Origin of the sequence: Paraglaciecola sp., assembly GCF_039964565.1 — a bacterium.
Classification (GTDB): domain Bacteria; phylum Pseudomonadota; class Gammaproteobacteria; order Enterobacterales; family Alteromonadaceae; genus Paraglaciecola.
In genome coordinates, this window is record NZ_JBDVXF010000018.1 from 34,234 (window position 1) to 55,182 (window position 20,949).

A 20,949-nucleotide genomic window follows, 5' to 3' on the forward strand; every position below is an offset into this window, starting at 1 on the left:
AGGTTAAAAGTCAGGCCAAGTTCCCCAACTAGCAAGTTGAGGAATCTTGGTTAAGGTGAACTCTAGAAGAATGCCCTGAGTGTTAGGGTGATAATACGACTAGCACTTTCATCTTCGGTTTCCAACTCGTCAATATTGCCATTTATGTGGTTTTCTAATATTTCTGCTGCAGAGTCTCCATCATAATTGTCGAATTTTTCTATCTTATGGGCATTCAGCAAATTAGTGGCAGTTAATCGCAATACATAGTCAGTACCAAAGCGTTTTTCTAAGAAAACTTCTAAATTTCCGTCGTAGCTTAGTTCTACATCTCTATCAATATCCACAGACAAGCTGTCACCTTGCTTTTGATAACTAAAGCCCATACTCGTATTCCAATCAGGGATATTGTGAGTAATGCCAAAATTGTAGATATAGTTAGATTGATCTCTGAAACGACGCTCTTTACCGGTAAATTGGTCAATTATTTCAGAATCTAACAGCGTTAAGTTTGCAAAGAACCCAGTGTTATCAGAGAGTGGTTTGTTCAGGTCGAATTCCACACCCCAAATATCGCCATCACCAGCGTTGTCATATGAAAACAGTATGCCTCCATCCGGAGCGGTACCTACGCCAACATCTTCAATTACATCGCTTACTTTACGATAAAACGCATTGAGGCCAAAGATACCTCGGTCTGCTAAATTGCGCTCATAACCAATATCAAATCCTAGAGAGACTTCGTTCTTTAAGTTGGGGTTACCTTGTTTTGCGTCGCCGTCTTCTGGCTCATCAAATTCAATGTTAGGGGATAATTGCTTAAAATCGGGGCGACGAACTGTCTTAGCTAAGCTCATTCGCATGGTATTGTCAGCATCAAATCGCTTTGAAAAATGGATTGAGGGGTTTACTTGAGTATCAGAGGTATCTACGTTAATCGACATGCTATCGATATTTCGTTTGGTATGTTCAACACGTACGCCTAATTCCAAGCTTATATCGTTTTCGAAACTTATTTGACCCAGCATAAAGCCATCAAAACGTTTTTCTATGGCGTCGTATTCTTGTTCTAAATCTGTTTCTTCAATGATGCCTGTATCCGAATCAACCGCAAATTCTCGGTACTTTTCATTACGTTTTTTTCTTGAGCCGTCCACCCCAAATTTTAGTTCAACATCATCCGACAGTTCGTGTTTAATAGAAGAAGCGAATAGGACTTCCGAATCTTGCGTATTTAAATCTTCTTTTGCATCGTATTCCCAAATGCCATCCTGAGTTTCTCGTTCAAACTTAACTACATCTTCAGTACTCTGAATACGACTATAATTAACTGAGGTTTCCCATTGCGTGTCATCGCCAATTTCTGTTTGATAAATAGCACCCAAAATATAGGAGTCTTCATCTATATCGACGTCATCTCGAGCTTGTCCATCCAAAGTAAACTCGCCTTCCTCAACTTCCCAAACAGTCTCAACTTGATTTTCTTCTCGAGTCGTCGATACAAAATTGGCACTCAAATCTAATGTAGAGGTGTCGTTGAGTAAATAACTGACATTGGCGTTAAATGAGATATCGTCGCTATCCCGAACATCATCTTCCCGTTCTTCTTCTTTCAACGTACCATCAGGCTCAAAGCGGCGCTCCATTTTTAGCTTTGGAACATAACGTTCCTGAACGCTGCCAGAGGCATTCCAAGTCATATCATTGTTGCTACCACTGTACCCAAACGCACCACTTCCGCGCATCTCTCCATCGTCAAATCGTAATAATCCAAGTCTGGCATTACCACCTTCAAAACTTGCACCATCTTTTAAGATGATATTGATTGTGCCACCTACACCTTGACTGTCTTGGTCTGCGCTAGGGCTGCGAATAATCTCAATGCTCTTAACCATTTCAGCTGGAATGCGATCAACGAACACAGCTCTATCCGATCCACTGCTAGGTACTTTTCTGCCATTAATTAAAATTTGAGTATAACCTGCGCCTAAGCCTCGCATTTGAGGTGCGTCATATTCGCCAACATCGCTGCTGAACGAAATACCAGGTGTGCGTTTTAACATGTCACCGGCAGACGTGGGCTCAAATTGCTGGAAAAAGGACACGCCATACACTAGTGCGGGAGAAATAGTAGCGGTTCGGTCACGAAATACAGGTGTGCCAATAACTTCAATTTGTTCTAACTCATCTGAATCTTGCGCTTGTGTTTGGGCAGTAAACCCTGACAATAATAGTAATGAAATACAGTGACTTAAATAAGTCGATTTGTTTTTTGGGCCTCTTTTTTTCACTGTGCATCCCTCATGTAATCTTGTTATAGGTGGCGACTTAAAACTGATGATTATCTTTGATAAAGGACAGCCTGTTGTATGTGTGTCGTATCGTCAGTTTTGATTGTAAATTATGTTTAGCCTTCTATTTATTCTGTTCTAGTTGAGAAGACACTGACAATATAGAATTTATTTTTCAATTTATCAAGCTTTAGAATGTACGTTTCGTTAACATTTTCAATTAATTTTTGTTACTTATAATAAACAACGTGATTTTAGAGGGCGGGGAGGGATATCAGACAACTCTTAAGTTGTCTGATATAGGTTCAATTGAATGAGATAGCGTTCTAATATTTAGTAATGGAATGAAAATTCTATTAAGACGAAAGCGGTGAGGATAACCTTAACAACTCACAGTTATACGGTTACAGTTTTATGGTTATCCCGGCATCTAGTGATTCTTGCGCAGCATCCGCTAGAATTTGAGCCTGCATTCCATCTGTAAATGATGGTGAAGGCGGTATGTTATTGATCAAGGCGTCGATGAAACTCTCGAGCTGTCGTTGATAGGCTTGCTGATAACGTTCGATGAAGAATGGATTTAACTGACTTTGACTCTGGGTCCCTGCCGCGTTTGAGGTACTGACCGAGTGCGGCAATGGGTTGGTTGATTGCAACATCCCATTGTCTGCAAATGCTTCTATGCGTTGATCGTAACCATATACACATCGCCTGGAACCATTAATATGGCAGAGTTTTCCCGATGACGTTTTAAGCGTTAGCATCACACTGTCTACGTCGCCGAATTTAGCTAACCCCTCGTCAATTAACGTACTGCCAACGGCATGTACTTCAACCACTTCTTCGCCGGTGATAAAACGCAGCATATCAAAATCATGGATTATCATGTCTCGGAAAATACCACCCGAATGGCGCAAATATTCTGCGGGTGCCATATCCGGGTCTCGACTGGTAATAATGAGCTGTTGCAGAACACCCACTTCACCATCAGCGAGTTTACGTTGCAAACTTGAATGTGTAGGGTCAAATCGTCTGTTAAAGCCAATTTGAATCGGGATGTTTAGATCCTTGATTTGTTCCCAACATTCGGTCACGACTTGGGTGCTCAAGTCTATTGGTTTTTCACATAATATGGCTTTACCCGCTTTGGCACCCTTAACAATGAAATCTACGTGAGTATCTGTAGTGGTAGCAATCAAAATCGCATCGACACTAACGTCTTTCAATACTTCATCAATTGAGTTAGCAGCCGCTGTGTTGTATTTGTCCGCTAACGCTTGTGCAGAAGGCGCGTGTGTATCAAAAACGTAGCTTAGAGTAGCTTTTGAAGACGCTGCAATCAGCTCGGCATGCATTTTTCCAATTCGACCGGCGCCCAGTAATGCGAAATTAATCATGTTTTATCCTTATTTATTTTGCTCGATGATCCATTCATGGGCTGGATCATTTTTAAACACCCATTCTCTTGAAGGGCCTGCCATCACATTTAGGTAATAGAGTTCGTAACCATGGGGTGCACCAACTGGGTGATAACCTTCTGGGACCATCACAACACTATTGTGCTCTACCGCAATCGTCTCATCGATACTGCGGTCATCGGTGTAAATACGTTGGAATGCGAAGCCCTGCTCGGGATTTAGCTTATGGTAATAGGTTTCTTCCAAAGAGGTCTCCTCAGGAAAGTTATCACTGTCATGTTTGTGCGGCGGGTAACTAGACCAGTTGCCATTAGGCGTTATGACTTCTACAACCAGCAGTTTTTCGGCTTCCATATTTGCAAACAGAATATTACACACGTGACGTTGATTGGTTCCGCTACCTCTTAATTCATAACTGCAATCACTAGGCTGAATCAGTCTAGTAGGATATATACCGATAGCCGGCGCCCTACAAATTGCGACTTCCAAATGAGTCAGTGCGGTAACAGTAATTTTATCTTTTGGCGGGGTATAAACACTGTAAGGTGCTTTTTTATCAAAGACCGACATCCGTTCACCAACTGAAGGCCAAGATTCAGTATTTGTTTCAACTTTGGCCAGCCCAGTTTCGAAAACCATGCAAGTTTCTTGATCATTGCTTAGGAACGTTTTGCTTTGCCCTTTAGATAATGTATGTACTTCAAACTCTACATAATCCCAATTGGCTTTTTTTGTAGTGATGCGTTGAATACAACCTTCTTTATCAACGTCACTAGGACGACTGTGTAAATACGACATTTTTACCTCGAGGTTCTCATGAAAACAAAAGTATGATCAACTCGAGCATTAATTAATGCGCCAGACTTATTGCGAGAGACTGGACTAAACACATAGTTGCTGTGAGAGATCGGAATGAATGAATTTCGGCTTCTTTGACTGTAAAACAGACGTTAGCGTGTTCTATAAGAGGGCTTAACGGACTATCTGTAAACAATATGATAGGTGTACCTTTTGCAATGGCAGCATCCACTGTTGATTGTGTTTCACTTGCATAAGGATGAAAACTAATGACGATGACCGCATCTTTCTCTCTAATTAAGTGTTCTTGTTCTTTGTGCATGCCACCCACACCATCTAGCAAATAACAGCGAACGTTAATATGGTTGAGTAAATACGCCAAATAGCTAGCGATAGGAAATGAACGTCGCACCGCTTTAACATGTATAATGTCGGCATTGGATAATATTAAACGAGCTTTTTCTAAATCTTCAGAATCAATATTGTCTGTTAAATAATCCATCGCACGACTATTTGCATCGCTAAATTGTTTAAGCAAATTGAGGCTAGCATTTTGATCATCAAGTGAACTGTCATTTTTCACTAAATTGATTCGATCTTCGTAACTCGAAGATTCTTGAAGTAATTTTTTCTGAAACAATTTTTGCATATCACTAAAACCCGAAAAGCCGAAGGCATTAGCAAATCTAATTAAAGTAGAAGGGTGTACGGTTGCATCTTTAGCAATCATAACAACAGTACCAAACGCAATACCGTTAGGGTTATCTAACACATATTCTGCAACTTGCTGTAGGCGTTTACTCAAATTAGAAAATTTTTGCGTAATCTCCGCATTTAAATCTTCAAGAGTAGTGGCTGTTTTTGCATTCATATTCTTATGACTCTCTTCTATTTATAAAATACTGTTTGAAATATAAAGGATTAAAATAAAACATACATTCCAAAAATTGATTTTTTTTACTGAAGAGTCTCCAATCAATTGTTATCGTTAACGTACTGTACCGGACAAATCGCGAACCGATGGCAAATTGCGCTTAGTAATAAAAGCAGGTCCAGAATGCATATCGTTAGCAGGAATGATTCCGTAACGACTGTAAAGAGCCAGCATCACTATTGGCATATAACCTTGTAAATAAGGTTGTTGATCAATTGCAAAATCGATTGTCCCCGTTTCTATTGCTTCAGCAATTTCATCGCTGAGGTCAAACGTACTGAAATGCATTTTTCCCGCTTCACGTATTTTTTTTAATAATCGAATAACGGGTATTGCAGAAGTTGGGCCTAAAGCAAGGATACCATTGGTATTAGAATGACTTCTGAGATAAGCATGTACTTTCTTTTCTATGTGAGTCGGATCTTGCGATGAGTCAAGCATACTATTACCTAATTCAACACCAAGACCATCCGCATAACCTTGGCATCTTTCTACTGAAGAAGGATTAGTAATATAATGATTTACGCATAAAAACTCAGTCACACCGGCGTTTTTAGCCTTTTTCCCGGCTTCATATCCTGCGGTATACTCCGGTTGACCAATATGCGTTAATGCCCCTAGCTGCTGACTTTGCTGATAGGTGCCGGAATTGATTGTAATGACAGGGATCTGCTTCTTTAGCGCTTTTTCTAATGGCCGTTTAAGTACATCATAATCCGCTATGCTAACGATAAGCCCATCTGGTTTTGAGGCAATAGATTGTTCGATAATTCTAGCCATATCCGCCAAGTCACCGCTAGCGGGATTGCGATATAGGACCTCAACACCCATATCGCTACTGGCTTCTTTCAACGCGTTCTTAATGGTATTCCACCAAGGGTCTGAATCCGGTGCATGACTCACCATAATGAATCTTTCATTTGCAGCGTAAATCGGCAAAGCCAGGAATGTCATTGCGCTAATGGCAACGAATAACTTGCTCACGTAAAATAGGACTCGATTGTCAAATTTCATTTAATTAACCATCTGCGTAAAGGAAGATAACACTACATCTAAATGTTTTAGTTAAATCATTCCATATTAAGATTAAATAGAATTTTCATTCCATTTTAGGCGGTCTTTGGTTAAACTGTCAACAAATGATTTGGACTGTTGTGAAATATTTATTACGCATCTGTACCACGAGTTTAATGAGTAAAATCAGTGCAAGTCATGCTTTATATAAACTTAAGGAAATGGGTTTGCATCAACTTCTGGTTATTTCCGATGTTGATATCGAGTATTTATGTTGTCAGGCGCTTAATGATTGAATCCCACTTTGCATCCCATTGTAACTTCATCATTAATCTCATTACCTATCTCATCAATTTGCACGCCAACTGCATCCTCGTCGAGAACGCCATCTATAGTAACTGCTTGCGAAGTCGCGGATATTGTTACTTCAACTGCCCCTGGCGAAACCCAAAAACTGATAAAAATGTGTACTCAAAGAGTGACTGAAGTCATTATTCAGCGATCAGAAAAAACTCTAGTGGAACAAAAATTCTATTCTAAAAAATCGCTAAACACCCTCTAAATACCATGATTAGGCGATTAAGACACTAGGCTTGCACTTTCAAAACTCGACGTATATTAAATTATTCATTTCACATATTGATTTTTTGGAATATATATTCTAAATTATATTCACCGACTCACCACCCGCTAATGCAAAAAGAACATCCATGAACATTGATGATAAAGGCAATTTAGTCACCGCAGCATCTGATAGCGATGAACGCGTTAGAGATATTTCTGCTATTCATGCTTTAGTGAGTCGCCCCGATTTCGGTGCGATAGCAGGCCTAGTGCTGGTTTTATTTTTGTTTGCCATGATAGCGGGTGATTCGGGAATGTTTGCTGCAGATGGTATTTTAAATTGGGCAACCGTTTCTGCTCAGTTAGCCATATTAGCAGTAGGTGCTTGTCTTTTAATGATTTCTGGAGAGTTTGATTTATCCATGGGATCGATGATTGGCTTTTGTGGCATGGTTATCGCAATTCCAACGGTATATTGGAGTTGGCCTATTTGGTCGAGCTTATTACTAACACTCTCGGTGGCATCATTAATCGGGGCGTTAATAGGCTATATCGTTGTTCGGACTAAGCTGCCTTCGTTTATCGTGTCCTTAGCTTTTCTATTTATCTTACGCGGGCTTACCATCGCCCTCTCTATTTTATTCACCAATAAAACCATTGTAAGCGGTGTCAATAATGGAGCGGAAGACGATTGGTTAGCACCGTTATTTGGCGGTGAATTTGGCCAAAGTATTTTCAATTGGCTTGCCCAAATAGGTGTAATGGATACTTATGCAGACGGCGAACCGATTGTCACTGGTATTCCAATGGTTATTATTTGGAGTATTGCTTTAGCCTGCATAAGCAGTTGGGTATTGTTCTTTACGCGTTTTGGAAATTGGATATTTGCCACCGGTGGTGATCCTAAGGCCGCTTCAAATATGGGTATTCCCACCGCTAAAGTAAAAGTCATTCTATTCATGTTTACCGCTTTTTGCGCAGCTGTTTATGCTTCTTGTCAGGTGATCGAATTTGGTTCTGCAGCTGCCGATAGAGGCGTTTTAAAAGAGTTTGAAGCAATTATTGCGGTAGTGATTGGTGGCACCCTACTAACCGGCGGATATGGTTCGGTATTAGGTGCTCTTTTTGGAGCGCTCATTTTCGGTGTCGTACAAATAGGTCTATTTTTCTCGGGGATCAGTTCAGATTGGTTTCGAGTATTCCTAGGCATAATGTTGTTAATGGCCGTGCTGTTCAATAACTTCATTAGACAGCGTTTAACGCGTTAAGTTGGAACAATAATGCCAAATACAATTGTTAAGCTTAGCAACGTTAGTCAGTTTTTTGGCTCCGTTATTGCGTTGCAGGATATTAATATCGAGATATATCCAGCCGAAGTACATTGTTTGCTAGGTGATAACGGTGCCGGTAAATCCACCTTGATTAAAATTTTGGCAGGCATTTATCAGCCGAGCCAAGGAGAGGTGCGCTTTGAAGACCAAGCTGTCAGGCTGAAATCTGCTAAGCAGGCATTGGATTTGGGTATTGCGACCGTTTATCAAGATTTAGCTTTGGTGCCGCTAATGAGCATCAGTCGAAACTTTTTTATGGGCAGGGAAATTACCAAAGGGTGGGGGCCATTACGTTATTTTGATGTTACCACTGCGGATAGAATCGCGATGACGGGTCTGGCTGAGATGGGTATTCAAGTAAGAGACCCGAAGCAGTTGGTAGGCACTATGTCCGGTGGTGAACAGCAATGTTTGGCTATTGCTCGAGCTATATATTTTGGCGCTAAAGTGCTTATTTTAGATGAGCCCACAGCGGCACTCGGTGTGAAGCAATCTGCCATTGTATTAAAAGTGATTGCAAAAGCTAGAAGTCGCGGTCTCGCTGTTATTTTTATTACCCACAATGTCCATCATGCTTATCCCGTCGCAGATAAATTCACTTTACTCAATAGAGGGCGTTCTCTTGGCACTTATCAGAAACAGAATATTGCGCGAGAAGAAGTATTAGAAATGATGTCAGGTAGTGCTGAATTGGCGGAGATGGAGTCAGACATGAATGAATATGAGCGAGACTCAACAACAAAAAACTGCCCATCACTATCAGAGGCGAGTCCAAATGATAATTAAAGTTTGCAGAGGCAACTAACATGAATGTCATACGTGTCGGATTAATTGGAACAGGGTACATGGGCAAGGCCCATGCAATAGCGTTGCATTCCGCTCCCTCAATCTTTCCATTGAGCGCCAGAATTGAGTGCGAAATGTTAGCTGAGATTAATGATTCTTTGGCAGCAGAGAAAGCATCAGAACTGGGATTTAATCGTTCCACTGGTAATTGGCAGGATTTAGTCAACGACCCCAATATCGATGTGGTTGATATTTGCTCACCCAATTATTTGCACAAGGAAATGGCGCTTGCGGCCATTGGTGCTGGTAAGCATGTTTATTCGGAAAAGCCATTAGCGCTCAATGCAAAAGATGCGTTAGAAATGACCCTAGCGGCTGAAAAAGCAGGCGTAAAAACATTAGTTGGTTTTAACTATGCGAAAAATCCTACAAGTCAATTAGCTAAAGAAATTATTAGCAGTGGTGAAATCGGTGAAATTGTTCACTTCAGAGGTACTCATAATGAGGACTACCTTGCTAACCCCTTGGTGCCAATGAGCTGGCGTTTGAAACGCGAACATTCTGGTAGTGGGGCTTTAGGTGATTTGGGCTCGCACATCATCAATATGGCGCAGTATTTAGTGGGTGACATAGCTGCAGTGAATGGGGATTTACAAACTGTCATTAAGCAGCGTCCTGTAGCGGGTCAGCCTGGAAAATTTTCTGAAGTCGAAAATGAAGATCAGGCTCATGCGATGTTGCGTTTTGACCAAGGTGCGATTGGAACCATAGAGACCAGCCGGATAGCTTGGGGTCGTAAAATGGGATTGACCTATGAGGTCACCGGTTCCTTAGGCACTCTGATTTTTGACCAAGAAAGACTATCAGAAATTAAACTTTACCAATCAGGGGGTCACTCTGCCAGAGAAGGTTTTAAAACCATTTTAGTCGGTCCAGAACATCCAGATTATAAGTATTTTTGTATATCAGCTGGGCACGGACTTGGATACAACGATCAAAAAATAGTAGAAGTCAGAGATCTTATCGAAGGGATTGCTACAAACAAACCTATCTGGCCGGATTTCCGCGCAGGATATAACGTTAATTTGGTCATTGATGCCGTTGAAAAATCGCATCAACTAGGCCGATGGATAAATATAAAAGAAGCGTAATTCGGCATTGTTTGTAATGGAAAAAAGCTGAATATCTAATTGGAGTAACTTTAGAATGGTAAAAAAACACAAATTTGACGTGATATGTCTAGGACGCGCGAGCGTTGACCTATATGGCGATCAAATTGGCAGCCGGCTGGAAGACGTTAATTCCTTTAGTAAGTCCTTAGGGGGCTCGTCTTGCAATATTGCTTTTGGCACTGCTCGTCTCGGCTTAAAATCTTCGATGTTAACTCGAGTTGGTGACGAACATATGGGCCGATTTATCAAAGAAGAATTGCAACGGGTTGGTTGTGATACTAGCCATGTGATTACCGACCCCGAGCGTTTAACCGCATTGGTGCTGTTGTCCATCAAAAATAATGACAGTTTTCCGCTGATTTTCTATCGCACTGATTGCGCTGATATGGCTGTCGATACTGCAGACTTTAATTATGACTATATTGCTTCCAGCAAATCATTACTTATTACTGGTACACACTTCTCAACTAAACAGGTCAATGAAACAAGCCTAAAAGCAATCGAATATGCCCGAAAGGCGGGTACTAAAGTCATACTAGATATCGACTATCGTCCGGTATTATGGGGATTAACAGGTATAGGTGAAGGGGAAAATCGTTTCGTCTCGAATGAGTCAGTGACTCAACATTTACAGTCTATTTTGCCCTTGTGTGATTTGATAGTCGGTACAGAAGAAGAAATCCATATTGCAGGTGGCAGCACCGATACTATTGCTTGCTTGAAAACCATTCGAGAAATAACCAACGCCGAAATAGTGGTTAAGCGAGGCGCCCTGGGTTGCAGTGTTTTCGACGCTAAAATTCCTGATACATTGGATGAAGGTTTTACCCGTTACGGCGTTAAAATCGAAGTGCTTAATGTGTTAGGCGCTGGTGATGCCTTTATGAGTGGCTTTTTACGCGGTTGGTTGCGTAATGAAAGTTATGAAAAATGCTGTGACTACGCAAATGCTTGTGGCGCCTTAGTGGTATCGAGACATAACTGTGCCCCTGCGATCCCCTCTGAAGAGGAGTTAGATAATTACTTATCACGCAGACACAGTGTACTTCGTCCTGATTTGGATACCGAAATTAACTACTTACACCGAGTCACAAATAATTCGCCAAAAGAATGGCGAGAGCTTTGTATTCTTGCTTTTGATCATCGTAAACAATTTTACGAAATGGCGCGCAATGCTCATGCCGATCCAGCGCGTATCAAAATACTAAAACAGCTTTTAGTTCAATCAATTACTGAATGCGTAGACTCACCGGAGTTTGAATTTCAACCAGGTGTATTAATAGATGACACCTACGGCCAAGACGCGCTTAATCAAGTCACCGGACAAAATTGGTGGATTGGTCGTCCAGTAGAGCTTCCATCATCTAGACCTATTGAGTTAGAAGGTCAAAGTTCAATTGGGAGCATGTTGAAAAAATGGCCCGCTGAACATGTTGTAAAATGTTTGGTGTTCTTTCATCCCGAAGATGACAGTGAGTTGCGTCTGCAACAAGAACGCAAGTTGTTAGAACTTTACCATTCCTGTTGTAGTAGCGGACATGAGTTACTATTAGAAATTATTCCTCCTAGTGATATGCCGGCTTCCGACAATAATGTCCCCTTAGTTATGCAGCGTCTATACAATTTAGGTATTCGACCTGATTGGTGGAAATTGCCAGCTCCTAGCTCAACGGCTTGGCGCACAATTTCAACGTTAATTAGTGAGCGATCGCCACATTGTCGAGGCGTTATATTGTTAGGGTTAGATGCCCCTTTCGAAGAAATGGCGCAGGCTTTTAAAAACAGCGCAAATTACCCTATTTGCAAAGGTTTCGCAGTAGGCAGAACTATATTCGGGGCACCTAGCCGAGCATGGCTCAATAATGAAATTGATGATATTGAATTTGTGCATCAAATTAAAAATAATTACTTACGCCTAGTAGACGCTTGGCGCAGTAGAAAGGCGTAGAGGAATATCTATGACTACAATACGTTTAACCGCTTCCCAAGCGCTAGTCCAATTTTTGCAACAGCAGTATTTAGAAATCGATGGCGATGCGGAGCCCATATTTGCTGGATGTTTTGCAATATTCGGGCATGGCAATGTCGCAGGTGTTGGTGAGGCTTTACATCAACAACGTGATTCATTTCCCACCTATCGAGCACATAATGAACAAGGCATGGCCCATGCAGCCATTGCCTTTGCGAAACAGAAAAATCGTCAGCAGATGATGATGTGTACAACCTCAATTGGCCCCGGGGCACTAAATATGGTGACGGCTGCTGGCCTAGCCCATGCCAATAGGTTACCGGTTTTGTTTGTTGTTGGTGATGTATTTGCCAACAGGACGCCAGATCCCGTATTGCAACAAATTGAATGTTATGGTGATCCGACAATTTCAGTTAATGACTGTTTCAGACCAGTGAGTCGTTTTTTTGACCGGATATCTCGTCCAGAGCAACTGATTAATAGTTTGCCAATGGCGATGCGGACGTTACTCGATCCTGCAGATTGTGGTCCAGCAACGATTGCACTCCCTCAGGATGTTCAAGCTGAAGCATTTGATTACCCTATCAGTATGTTTGATAAAAAAGTGCACCGTATACGCCGACCCGCTCCTGAACAGCACGAATTAGACATAGTGTTTGCTAAATTAAAACATGCTTCACGGCCACTCATTATTGCTGGCGGCGGAGTAAAGTACTCACTGGCAACACAGGCACTTGCTTCCTTTTCTAAAAAATACACTATTCCCGTAGCCGAAACACAAGCGGGTAAAGGTAGCCTAAATTGGCTGCATCCTATGGCAATGGGTGGTATTGGGGTAACCGGAACTTCCGCCGCAAATGAACTGGCCAGAAAGGCCGACCTCATTATTGCTGTCGGTAGTCGTTTGCAAGATTTTACAACCGAATCTCGCACGCTATTTAGTCAACAAGGGTGTTCTCTCGTCCAAGTAAACGTTACACAGTTCGATGCAATAAAACATGGCGCTATACCGCTTCATGGTGACGCCAAGACTGTCATCGAAACGTTAAATGAATCACTTAGTGATTGGTCTCCAGAGTCATCGTGGATTGCTAAAGCACAAAACCTAAAACAACAGTGGCAGCAAAGCTATCAGTCAGTGACTGCGCCTAATGAAAAGGGGTTACCTAGTGATGCACAAGTGCTGGGAGCCGTTAAGCGGCAATCAGATACAACGGACGTGATTGTCTGTGCCGCTGGTGGACTACCTGGTGAATTACACAAACTATGGCGTAGTGAAGATAGTGCCACATATCACGTTGAGTATGGTTTTTCTTGCATGGGTTATGAAGTCGCCGGTGGGCTTGGCATTAAAATGGCTGAGCCAGAGCGCGACGTCATTGTTGTTGTGGGTGATGGCTCTTATATGATGATGAACTCAGAGTTAGCAACGTCTGTCATGCTGGGTTATAAAATCATTGTGGTTTTGCTGGATAACCGCGGTTATGGCTGTATCAACCGTCTACAAATGTCGACAGGCAGTGAACCGTTCAATAACTTATTGGAAAACTGTCAAACCAACGGTCAACCGGCTCCAAAAATTGATTTTGCCCAACACGCAAAATCAATGGGTGTGCAATCTGAGTCAGTACAAAACATTGCTGAACTTGAGCAAGCCATCATCAGAGCTAAAGCCGCTAATTCAAGTTATTTGATTGCAATCGACACCGACCCCTATATCACGACTGACAATGGTGACTCGTGGTGGGATGTGGCTATACCAGAAGTATCAATAAACGATAACGTCTCACTGGCTCACAAAAACTATATTTCGAATAAAACTAAGCAACCTTATTAATATTAGCGTCAGCGTTTGTTGGGGCTTTTTGGGATACATAATTATGACTGTAAAAATTGGAATTAATCCGCTTACTTGGACAAATGACGACCTGCCATCTTTGGGGGCCAATACCCCATTAGAACAATGTCTAAGTGAAGGCCGTGAAGCGGGGTACTCAGGTTTTGAATTAGGTAATAAATTTCCTCGTAAAAGTGAAGAATTAAATGCTGTTCTAAAAACGCATGACTTATCACTTGTATCCGGTTGGTTTAGCGGGAAATTGTTGTCCCATAGTGTCGAAGAGGAACTTACAGCGATTGAAGATCACCTGCAACTGTTAAAGAAAGGTGGTGCTACAGTCATGGTGTACTGTGAAGTCACCGGTTGCGTTCATGGTGAACGAATGGTGCCAGTGTCTCAACGTCCAACTCTTAAACACACTGACTGGCAAGACTTTGGTCAGCGACTCTCGCAAGTTGCTGATTATTGTTTAAGTCAAGGCGTACAACTGGCATACCACCACCATATGGGGACGGTAGTCGAGTCGGCCCAAGATATTGATTACTTAATGCAAAACACCAAACCCTCATTAGGCTTACTTTTAGATACTGGTCACTTAACTTTCGCAGGTGCGAATCCGTTAGATGTTGCGACAAAATATGCAGATAGAATAATTCATTTTCATGCCAAAGATATAAGAGGTCACATTTTAAAGGACGCCAAAAATCGTGATTTAAGCTTTCTCGAAGCCGTTCTAAATGGCGTATTCACCGTACCTGGCGATGGTGATGTGGATTATCTACCTATTTTTAAACTACTTAAATCGCAAGGGTACGATGGGTGGATTGTGGTAGAGGCTGAACAAGATCCTGCCATCGCCCATCCTCTGACCTACGCCAAGTTAGGCTTTAAAAATCTGCAAAACTTTGCTGCTAGTGCTGGGCTAACAATCAATTGATATGCAAGCCCTAGCCATAAAGCAACTCAACTCCTATCCAACATTAACTTAGTTTAATGTTTTGACAAGCCAGTATTTATAGACACTCGGTTAATCTGAGCACACTAATTAACTAGGGCATAAAATAATGAAAACATTTAAGTACAACATCATCTCACTTTCTTTACTCGCTTTAAGCACTCAGGCATGTGCTACTGCGTCAAATACACCCAATGTTGCAAAAGTGAATGCTACATTGGAAACACGTTCGCACTTTAGTAATGACATGGAGTTTTTTACCGATGTTGATGATCCAGCCATCTGGATCCATCCCACTGATAAAAGCCGCAGTGTTGTCATTACGGCCTTAAAAAAAGGTGGGTTAGATACCTACTCATTGGACGGAAATCTTCTACAACACATTGTTGCCGCACCCGCACCAGGTTGTGAGAATAACAGGAAATGTGAAAATAAAGCTGGGCGTATTAACAATGTTGATTTGATCTATAACTTTAATCTAAACGGCAAACTAATTGACATTGCTGTTGCTTCAGATCGTGGTTTAGATACCCTTGTTATTTATGCTATCGAAGAAAATTCAGATGGTAATATTGTCTTAAAAGATATTACTGCTGCCGATGTCCCGCGTATATTTACTAGCACTCAAGAAGAGGTCAATGAAGGCTTAACCGCTTACGGATTGGCGACCGCTAAAACTGACAAGTACATGGCATTTGTGACACAAAACAGCACAACCACTGTGGCTCAGTTGGAGTTATTTGTCGACACTCAAGGCAAAGTCAATTATCGCAGTATGGTAGATATTGTTTTCCCTAGCGCCTTCTCTTTGCCGAATGGCCAATTTTGGACTCCTTGCAGTGATGATGACGGTAAGCTGCCACATTTTGAAGGCATGGTGGCTGATCCAGAAAATAACACTCTATTTCTAGCCCAAGAAGATGTGGGTATTTGGAAAACCAGCTTAAGTGCGCCTAACGACGTCAGAACATGGTCGTTATTTTCTAAAGTTAAGAAATACGGCGTGCCTTACACTAGAGTATGGGATCAGGCAGAAGAAGAATACGCGTGTACCTTAGATTTCAATAAAGCCCCTGGCTATGGTGACCCATATTTAAACGCCGATGCTGAAGGATTAACCATGTATGACAGTGGTAATGGCAAGGGCTATATATTGGCGTCTAGCCAAGGTGATAATACGGTTGCGCTTTATCAGCGAGACGGAGACAACCAATATGTTAGCTCTTTCACAGTTACTGATGGTAGTAGCGTTGATGCAGTCAACGAAACCGACGGAATGATGGTCGTTAACGTCAATCTAGGTGGAAAGTTTGACCAAGGTTTATTAGTGATGCAAGACGGTAAAAATGCAACATCTAGGGAACACCTTGATGGTGCTAAAGGAGACAACAGTAATTTCAAATATGTCTCTTGGGGAGATATAGCAAGCAAGCTCAACTTACCAGTCAATACTAAAGATTTGACTAGGAAATAAATCTCAAAATTAGGGGGGAGAGCTTGGCTTTACCCCCCAATTTCTCTAATTCACCCAAATAGTCACCAGACCCCTTTTGAACAGGAGAACCTCATGAGTAGTTATTTATCCGCTTTAGGACTTAATAGATTAGAACATCATTTTTCAATTCGAAAGAATGTCAGTTTTATATCGTTCTTCACTTTCGCAGCCGCTTTGCTGTTAGTTGTAGGCTGTTCCAATCCTGATAAAAACGAAACCGATGCGACTGAGACATTGGAAAACCTGCAACAGACTGCTTTTCGTATTCGCTCTGATTTTAATGCCCCGCTGAATGCGGATAAAGGTTGGGCTACTGACCTCAATCAAGCAACCGTTGTTCAGGCCGACCAACCATTTAGGTTGCGTTTTGAAGTTGAAGGTTCATCGCAATCTGAACAACAATTCGGCTTGCAGTATCGTCGCAACAACAGCTCTTGGGAGCCATTGACGGCAGAGGACTTTCCCTACCCGATCAAAAAACGGATATTGGATTTTTCATCCTCGTCGAATGAACCGCTTTCAGATCGCTGGCATTTTATCCAAGGTAGCCAAGCGCTTATGTCTGTGCCCACTGACAATGATGAGGCAGTCCTACGCGTTGCGACGCAACAAAATCCATTACTCGCCTTAGGTCAATACCAAATACACTGGGAGGCAGAGGAATTTGCAGCCGTTATGCGTTTACAAGACGCTTCGCAAGCGGGCATCGTCTTTGGCTATGTTGACGCCGATAATTACTTTCGTGTAGATGTGGTAGCGAATAGTGCCATTAATATTGTGCGTACACATAGGGGTGAGGAATCCGTAGTGGCAAGCCATGAGGTTGACGTAAAGTCTAATCAATGGATTGAAGTTAAAGTGGTGGTAGTAGACTCTGAGGTCACTGTCGAATATGAATGGGATGAGTTCATACAAGGCATAGAATTGACTGAAAATCTGGGAAACAATATTCCTAAATCATTGTTAGGTATTTACCTTCCGGCAAAAAGCACGGTCGAATTCGAAGAATTTGAAATTTCTGGCGAAGCTCATTCCCCCATAGTAAGTATCATGTCTAGTGACGTCTTTGATTACGGTGACCCAACTCAAGATATTTTGCAGGCATCGACGCTGCCATTTACCGGTGGTTCAGCTATCGATTATGCCCCAACATCTTCCAAATGGGCCGCGTCTTTGGCCCAAAGTGAGTGGGAATTTCCTATAGTAATCCGCCGCATAGCCGACGGAGCTGTTTTGAATAAAACAGGGGATACCTTTGAGTTCAGAATGGTTGATAGTCAAGGTAAGCCCTTGCAGGCCAAACATACCCCCCTAGTGACAGTGGAGGTGCCCGAAGGTCATTTGGGCGGCACATTTGTTGAAACGCCAACGCGTATTGGTCCATGGGAAGCAAGCAATGGGGATCTATACTTTTTGATGGAGCCCTCAGAAACAGACAATATGATGATGACAGTCAAATCAACGGATGGTGGCAGAACTTGGCGCGAGCTAGATGGCACTAACCGCCCTCAAACAGGCGATTTGGAGGGTGTGTCATCGACTCATGTTGGCGATGAGATCCACACTTTGCATCAAACATCTGATCATGTTTTTTACCACGTGTTCCGCACGTCTGATCATCCTACCCATCCTGATACATGGGCCATTACCGATGAAAAACTGGCTTCCCCGCAAGAACCCCCGGTACAGGTCTCGGATCTCGCCGTAAGATCTGACGGCAGTGTGGTAGGTGTCTACGGTAATCTGCAAAAAATTCTATTCAGAATTCGCTCACCTGAAGGTCAGTGGAGTGAAGAAACCATTATTGACCAAGAGCTCGCAGGGGATCTTTCTGGTCCGGTGGTGGTGCGTAGCAAAAACGATACTGTGCATCTTGCGTATACCAGCATCGATGGCAGCGCTTGGTATCGACAAATATTAGCCAATGGTCAGTTGACAGAGCGCACATTAGTGGCCTCTGGTTTGGGTACCGAAGTCGAAGATGCTGGTTCCATACTCCCGCTGGTTTACTTAGATGAATCGGATACCGTAAGCATTATTTATCGGCTGAGTAATGGAGAGTTGTGGGAGCGTCTTGGCAATGCAGAAGGTAAGCTTTCCAAAGCAACACAAGTAACCCGTCGATCCGTTGTACAAAACGCTGCCGATTCTGAACAGGTTGGCGCCGATGCCATCGGATATGGCTCTGGTGTACATGTTGTTTTTATTGAACAAGACACAGGTCGCATATTCTATACCTATCGCAACGAAAATACATGGAGTGAGCCAAGCCTTCAGGTTGATGGTGTAAATGCACTATGGGTACGCGGTAACCTTATCAAGCAAACCGATAAGGGTGCGGTATACGGTTATATTTATGACGCCGGCTCCATGGGTGGTTCAGGCATGAATAAATATGCTGAGGTTGCGCTTCCTGCACGCTAATAAAGCGGCTCTGTCACTGGTATGAGCCGGTTTCCAAACTACCCTAGTAGATGATCTGCTAGGGTAGTTTTGTTTCTATAAGCTGATGACTAATAATTGAAACAAGCATCCACAATACCCTTCATATTTAATCCAATTTTTCGGCATTATTTTGAGCCTAGCGTGAGCCAACAGGTGATGTCGGTGAGTGTTAAAGTATCAAACTGAGTAATATAGTTTCTTACTGGCCAATGACTGAGCGAAAAAGGGACACTCACAAAATTATCTGATAGTGTAAGTCCAATGGCCGGTATGCGAAGGCACAAAATTGTTAATTATACTTTAAGCTGTTGAAGTACCCTAGTAGCCTCAACCAGTTTTGAACGGATTTCACAATTGTATAGTTTATCTAAACCAAGCAGCTTTTGTTGCAATAGATGGTGCAGTCTCTTCTCAGTAAAGAAATAATCGCAATAGGGTAGAGCGGTAGTGGCGTGGCCAAAGTCATGCATATCATGATCATCAAATATTTGCCTTTTATCCCACCTTACTGCCGCATGTAGTGATGACAATATTCTCAATGTAGGAAGAGCGTTTTGTGGCATTTTGTTGAGCTTAAATAAGTTGTAGATGGCGTTACGCATTAAACGCATCGATTCTGCTCGGTGCGTTAATTTATCTGCTTCGCTAAGTTTTGAACCGTGCTCTTTTTCGAACATATATTCCATCATGTCAGCGAGGTCATCTCCAAAGAGGTCTATCACACCACCTATCTCATTGAGGAACATTGCCTTAAAACTTTTCGCTTCGTCTTGATGTGCAAATTTGCCTTGACTTAGTTTGTCCGCAATATTGGATTTAGGGGGCGGTGTAAATTTACCATCACTTAGCATTACATCTAGCATTTCAGCTAAGGACGCGTTCCATATTTGATCAATAAATGCTTTTTGAAGTAATTTATCCTGTTCTGGTTCAAGCTCAGGCATTGAAGGGATAAATAGACCGGCGCTATACGCAAGCTTGCTCCAAACCAGCTCAGACAGTTTGTAAAGGTCTTTCCCTTGGAAAGAATACCAAAAATGCATGAATTCCAGCTGGATGCGTTCTTGTGATGAAATAGACGTTATGCCTTTAGACAATGTATCTATCAGTACAGCTGTGGCCCTCAGCGTTCTTTCATCTGATTGCCCCATCACCTCCCAAAACGTATTCTCGCTGATCGGAAAAGCACAAATGCCGCGCTCAGCCAGATCAACTGTAATATCAAGAAAAGCTTTCTCATTTGTATACTGTTCAGGATCAAGCATCCCTTTCCGTAACCTGACCCAAAAGTTTGTGTCGAGATAAACAATTTTTTGATTTCCAACTGATTTGGAAAGCTCGACCCGTAAAGCGCGATAATAGTCTTGTGGCTTTTGCTCAGGCCTATCGCGGTGATAATCCCACGTATCAACGAATTTCAAGATAGTGCTCCATGCTACGGATAGTTAAACGACGGTATTGTATGTTGTCGAAAGCATAAAAACATCAACCTAATTAGAATACGATTCTATCCAGCAAGAGTTTTACCAAGCCACCCATAATAAGATTTTGAGTCTACCTCAAAGATTCACTATTGATTTTCAGCGTGCAAATGGTTTGGATTGACTGAGGTCTGAGCAGAGGGCGAGTTTCAACCTATTTTGTGGAAATAATAGATATTCAACGCAGTGGTGGGCACAACTGTGCCTTCTTAGTTATAAGTTGACTGATTTGTTAAGGTTATGCGCAGCGTAGCAATGTTTTTGCTTTACCCATACCTCGAATACGTTGATGGCCTGTGTGCGCTTTAAATTGGTTCATCATCATTTCTGCACCAGCTGCATAGCAAAAATGTTTTTCAAACTCTGTTGTAAGGGTTAACCATTGTTCGTCTGATAAGCCCAATCTTTGTAGGATGGGGTGTTGTTGATGGTCAATATGTCCTGCTTTGTCCTCCCTGATTATTCTGCCTGTGGTGT

14 protein-coding genes and 1 pseudogene are annotated in these 20,949 nt (G+C 42.2%); 8 read left to right on the plus strand and 7 right to left on the minus strand.

The genetic code is table 11. The features are described 5' to 3' along the window. Positions 1-62: 62 nt before the first annotated feature. The 5 genes from ABJK37_RS08135 to ABJK37_RS08155 all read right to left on the minus strand — a co-directional run bounded on the left by ABJK37_RS08135 (position 63) and on the right by ABJK37_RS08155 (position 6,434). Positions 63-2,270, minus strand: coding sequence for a TonB-dependent receptor (locus ABJK37_RS08135; protein WP_348351910.1), 2,208 nt, complete (start codon positions 2,268-2,270; stop codon positions 63-65). Positions 2,271-2,674: 404 nt separating this feature from the next. Further along, positions 2,675-3,667 (minus strand): inositol 2-dehydrogenase, encoded by a 993-nt coding sequence (gene iolG / locus ABJK37_RS08140; RefSeq protein ID WP_348351912.1) that lies wholly within the window; start codon positions 3,665-3,667, stop codon positions 2,675-2,677. 9 nt (positions 3,668-3,676) lie between these two features. Further along, positions 3,677-4,486: a 5-deoxy-glucuronate isomerase gene (gene iolB / locus ABJK37_RS08145; protein ID WP_348351914.1), complete on the minus strand. Its 810-nt coding sequence runs from the start codon at positions 4,484-4,486 to the stop codon at positions 3,677-3,679. 52 nt (positions 4,487-4,538) lie between these two features. Next, on the minus strand, positions 4,539-5,357 hold the full coding sequence (locus ABJK37_RS08150; RefSeq protein WP_348351916.1) for a MurR/RpiR family transcriptional regulator: 819 nt from the start codon (positions 5,355-5,357) through the stop codon (positions 4,539-4,541). Between the two features lie 117 nt (positions 5,358-5,474). After that, positions 5,475-6,434 (minus strand): sugar ABC transporter substrate-binding protein, encoded by a 960-nt coding sequence (locus ABJK37_RS08155; protein WP_348351918.1) that lies wholly within the window; start codon positions 6,432-6,434, stop codon positions 5,475-5,477. Positions 6,435-7,144: 710 nt separating this feature from the next. Here ABJK37_RS08155 and ABJK37_RS08160 point away from each other — a divergent pair. The 8 genes from ABJK37_RS08160 (at position 7,145) to ABJK37_RS08195 (ending at position 18,970) form a co-directional block, all read left to right on the plus strand. Next, entirely contained in the window at positions 7,145-8,266 is a 1,122-nt protein-coding gene (locus ABJK37_RS08160) for an ABC transporter permease (protein ID WP_348351920.1), read from the plus strand. A gap of 12 nt (positions 8,267-8,278) precedes the next feature. Then, positions 8,279-9,115, plus strand: coding sequence for an ATP-binding cassette domain-containing protein (locus ABJK37_RS08165; protein ID WP_348351922.1), 837 nt, complete (start codon positions 8,279-8,281; stop codon positions 9,113-9,115). 20 nt (positions 9,116-9,135) lie between these two features. Beyond that, complete coding sequence (locus ABJK37_RS08170) at positions 9,136-10,266, plus strand: Gfo/Idh/MocA family oxidoreductase (protein WP_348351924.1); 1,131 nt, start codon at positions 9,136-9,138, stop codon at positions 10,264-10,266. A gap of 55 nt (positions 10,267-10,321) precedes the next feature. Next, the gene (iolC, locus tag ABJK37_RS08175; RefSeq protein WP_348351927.1) at positions 10,322-12,235 is read left to right on the plus strand and encodes a 5-dehydro-2-deoxygluconokinase; all 1,914 of its coding nucleotides are present in this window, start codon (positions 10,322-10,324) and stop codon (positions 12,233-12,235) included. A gap of 10 nt (positions 12,236-12,245) precedes the next feature. Next, entirely contained in the window at positions 12,246-14,093 is a 1,848-nt protein-coding gene (gene iolD / locus ABJK37_RS08180) for a 3D-(3,5/4)-trihydroxycyclohexane-1,2-dione acylhydrolase (decyclizing) (RefSeq protein ID WP_348351929.1), read from the plus strand. A 43-nt stretch (positions 14,094-14,136) separates the two neighbouring features. Continuing rightward, complete coding sequence (gene iolE / locus ABJK37_RS08185) at positions 14,137-15,033, plus strand: myo-inosose-2 dehydratase (protein WP_348351931.1); 897 nt, start codon at positions 14,137-14,139, stop codon at positions 15,031-15,033. Between the two features lie 127 nt (positions 15,034-15,160). Then, positions 15,161-16,525, plus strand: a complete 1,365-nt coding sequence (locus ABJK37_RS08190; protein WP_348351933.1) for a phytase — start codon at positions 15,161-15,163, stop codon at positions 16,523-16,525. A 93-nt stretch (positions 16,526-16,618) separates the two neighbouring features. Continuing rightward, complete coding sequence (locus tag ABJK37_RS08195) at positions 16,619-18,970, plus strand: hypothetical protein (protein ID WP_348351935.1); 2,352 nt, start codon at positions 16,619-16,621, stop codon at positions 18,968-18,970. A gap of 314 nt (positions 18,971-19,284) precedes the next feature. Here ABJK37_RS08195 and ABJK37_RS08200 read toward each other — a convergent pair whose 3' ends face one another. Further along, positions 19,285-20,412, minus strand: a complete 1,128-nt coding sequence (locus ABJK37_RS08200) for a hypothetical protein (protein ID WP_348351937.1) — start codon at positions 20,410-20,412, stop codon at positions 19,285-19,287. Positions 20,413-20,710: 298 nt separating this feature from the next. Then, positions 20,711-20,949, minus strand: a pseudogene (locus tag ABJK37_RS08205) (transposase); the annotation flags it as partial.

What these genes read in the sequence shown, in the direction of transcription:
- iolE (WP_348351931.1), top strand. Translation starts at nt 14,137, where the DNA reads ATGACTGTAAAAATTGGAATTAATCCGCTTACTTGGACAAATGACGAC.
- iolC (WP_348351927.1), top strand. Translation starts at nt 10,322, where the DNA reads ATGGTAAAAAAACACAAATTTGACGTGATATGTCTAGGACGCGCGAGC.
- ABJK37_RS08155 (WP_348351918.1), bottom strand. Translation starts at nt 6,434, where the DNA reads ATGAAATTTGACAATCGAGTCCTATTTTACGTGAGCAAGTTATTCGTT.
- iolD (WP_348351929.1), top strand. Translation starts at nt 12,246, where the DNA reads ATGACTACAATACGTTTAACCGCTTCCCAAGCGCTAGTCCAATTTTTG.
- iolG (WP_348351912.1), bottom strand. Translation starts at nt 3,667, where the DNA reads ATGATTAATTTCGCATTACTGGGCGCCGGTCGAATTGGAAAAATGCAT.
- ABJK37_RS08190 (WP_348351933.1), top strand. Translation starts at nt 15,161, where the DNA reads ATGAAAACATTTAAGTACAACATCATCTCACTTTCTTTACTCGCTTTA.
- ABJK37_RS08165 (WP_348351922.1), top strand. Translation starts at nt 8,279, where the DNA reads ATGCCAAATACAATTGTTAAGCTTAGCAACGTTAGTCAGTTTTTTGGC.
- ABJK37_RS08160 (WP_348351920.1), top strand. Translation starts at nt 7,145, where the DNA reads ATGAACATTGATGATAAAGGCAATTTAGTCACCGCAGCATCTGATAGC.
- iolB (WP_348351914.1), bottom strand. Translation starts at nt 4,486, where the DNA reads ATGTCGTATTTACACAGTCGTCCTAGTGACGTTGATAAAGAAGGTTGT.
- ABJK37_RS08170 (WP_348351924.1), top strand. Translation starts at nt 9,136, where the DNA reads ATGAATGTCATACGTGTCGGATTAATTGGAACAGGGTACATGGGCAAG.
- ABJK37_RS08150 (WP_348351916.1), bottom strand. Translation starts at nt 5,357, where the DNA reads ATGAATGCAAAAACAGCCACTACTCTTGAAGATTTAAATGCGGAGATT.
- ABJK37_RS08195 (WP_348351935.1), top strand. Translation starts at nt 16,619, where the DNA reads ATGAGTAGTTATTTATCCGCTTTAGGACTTAATAGATTAGAACATCAT.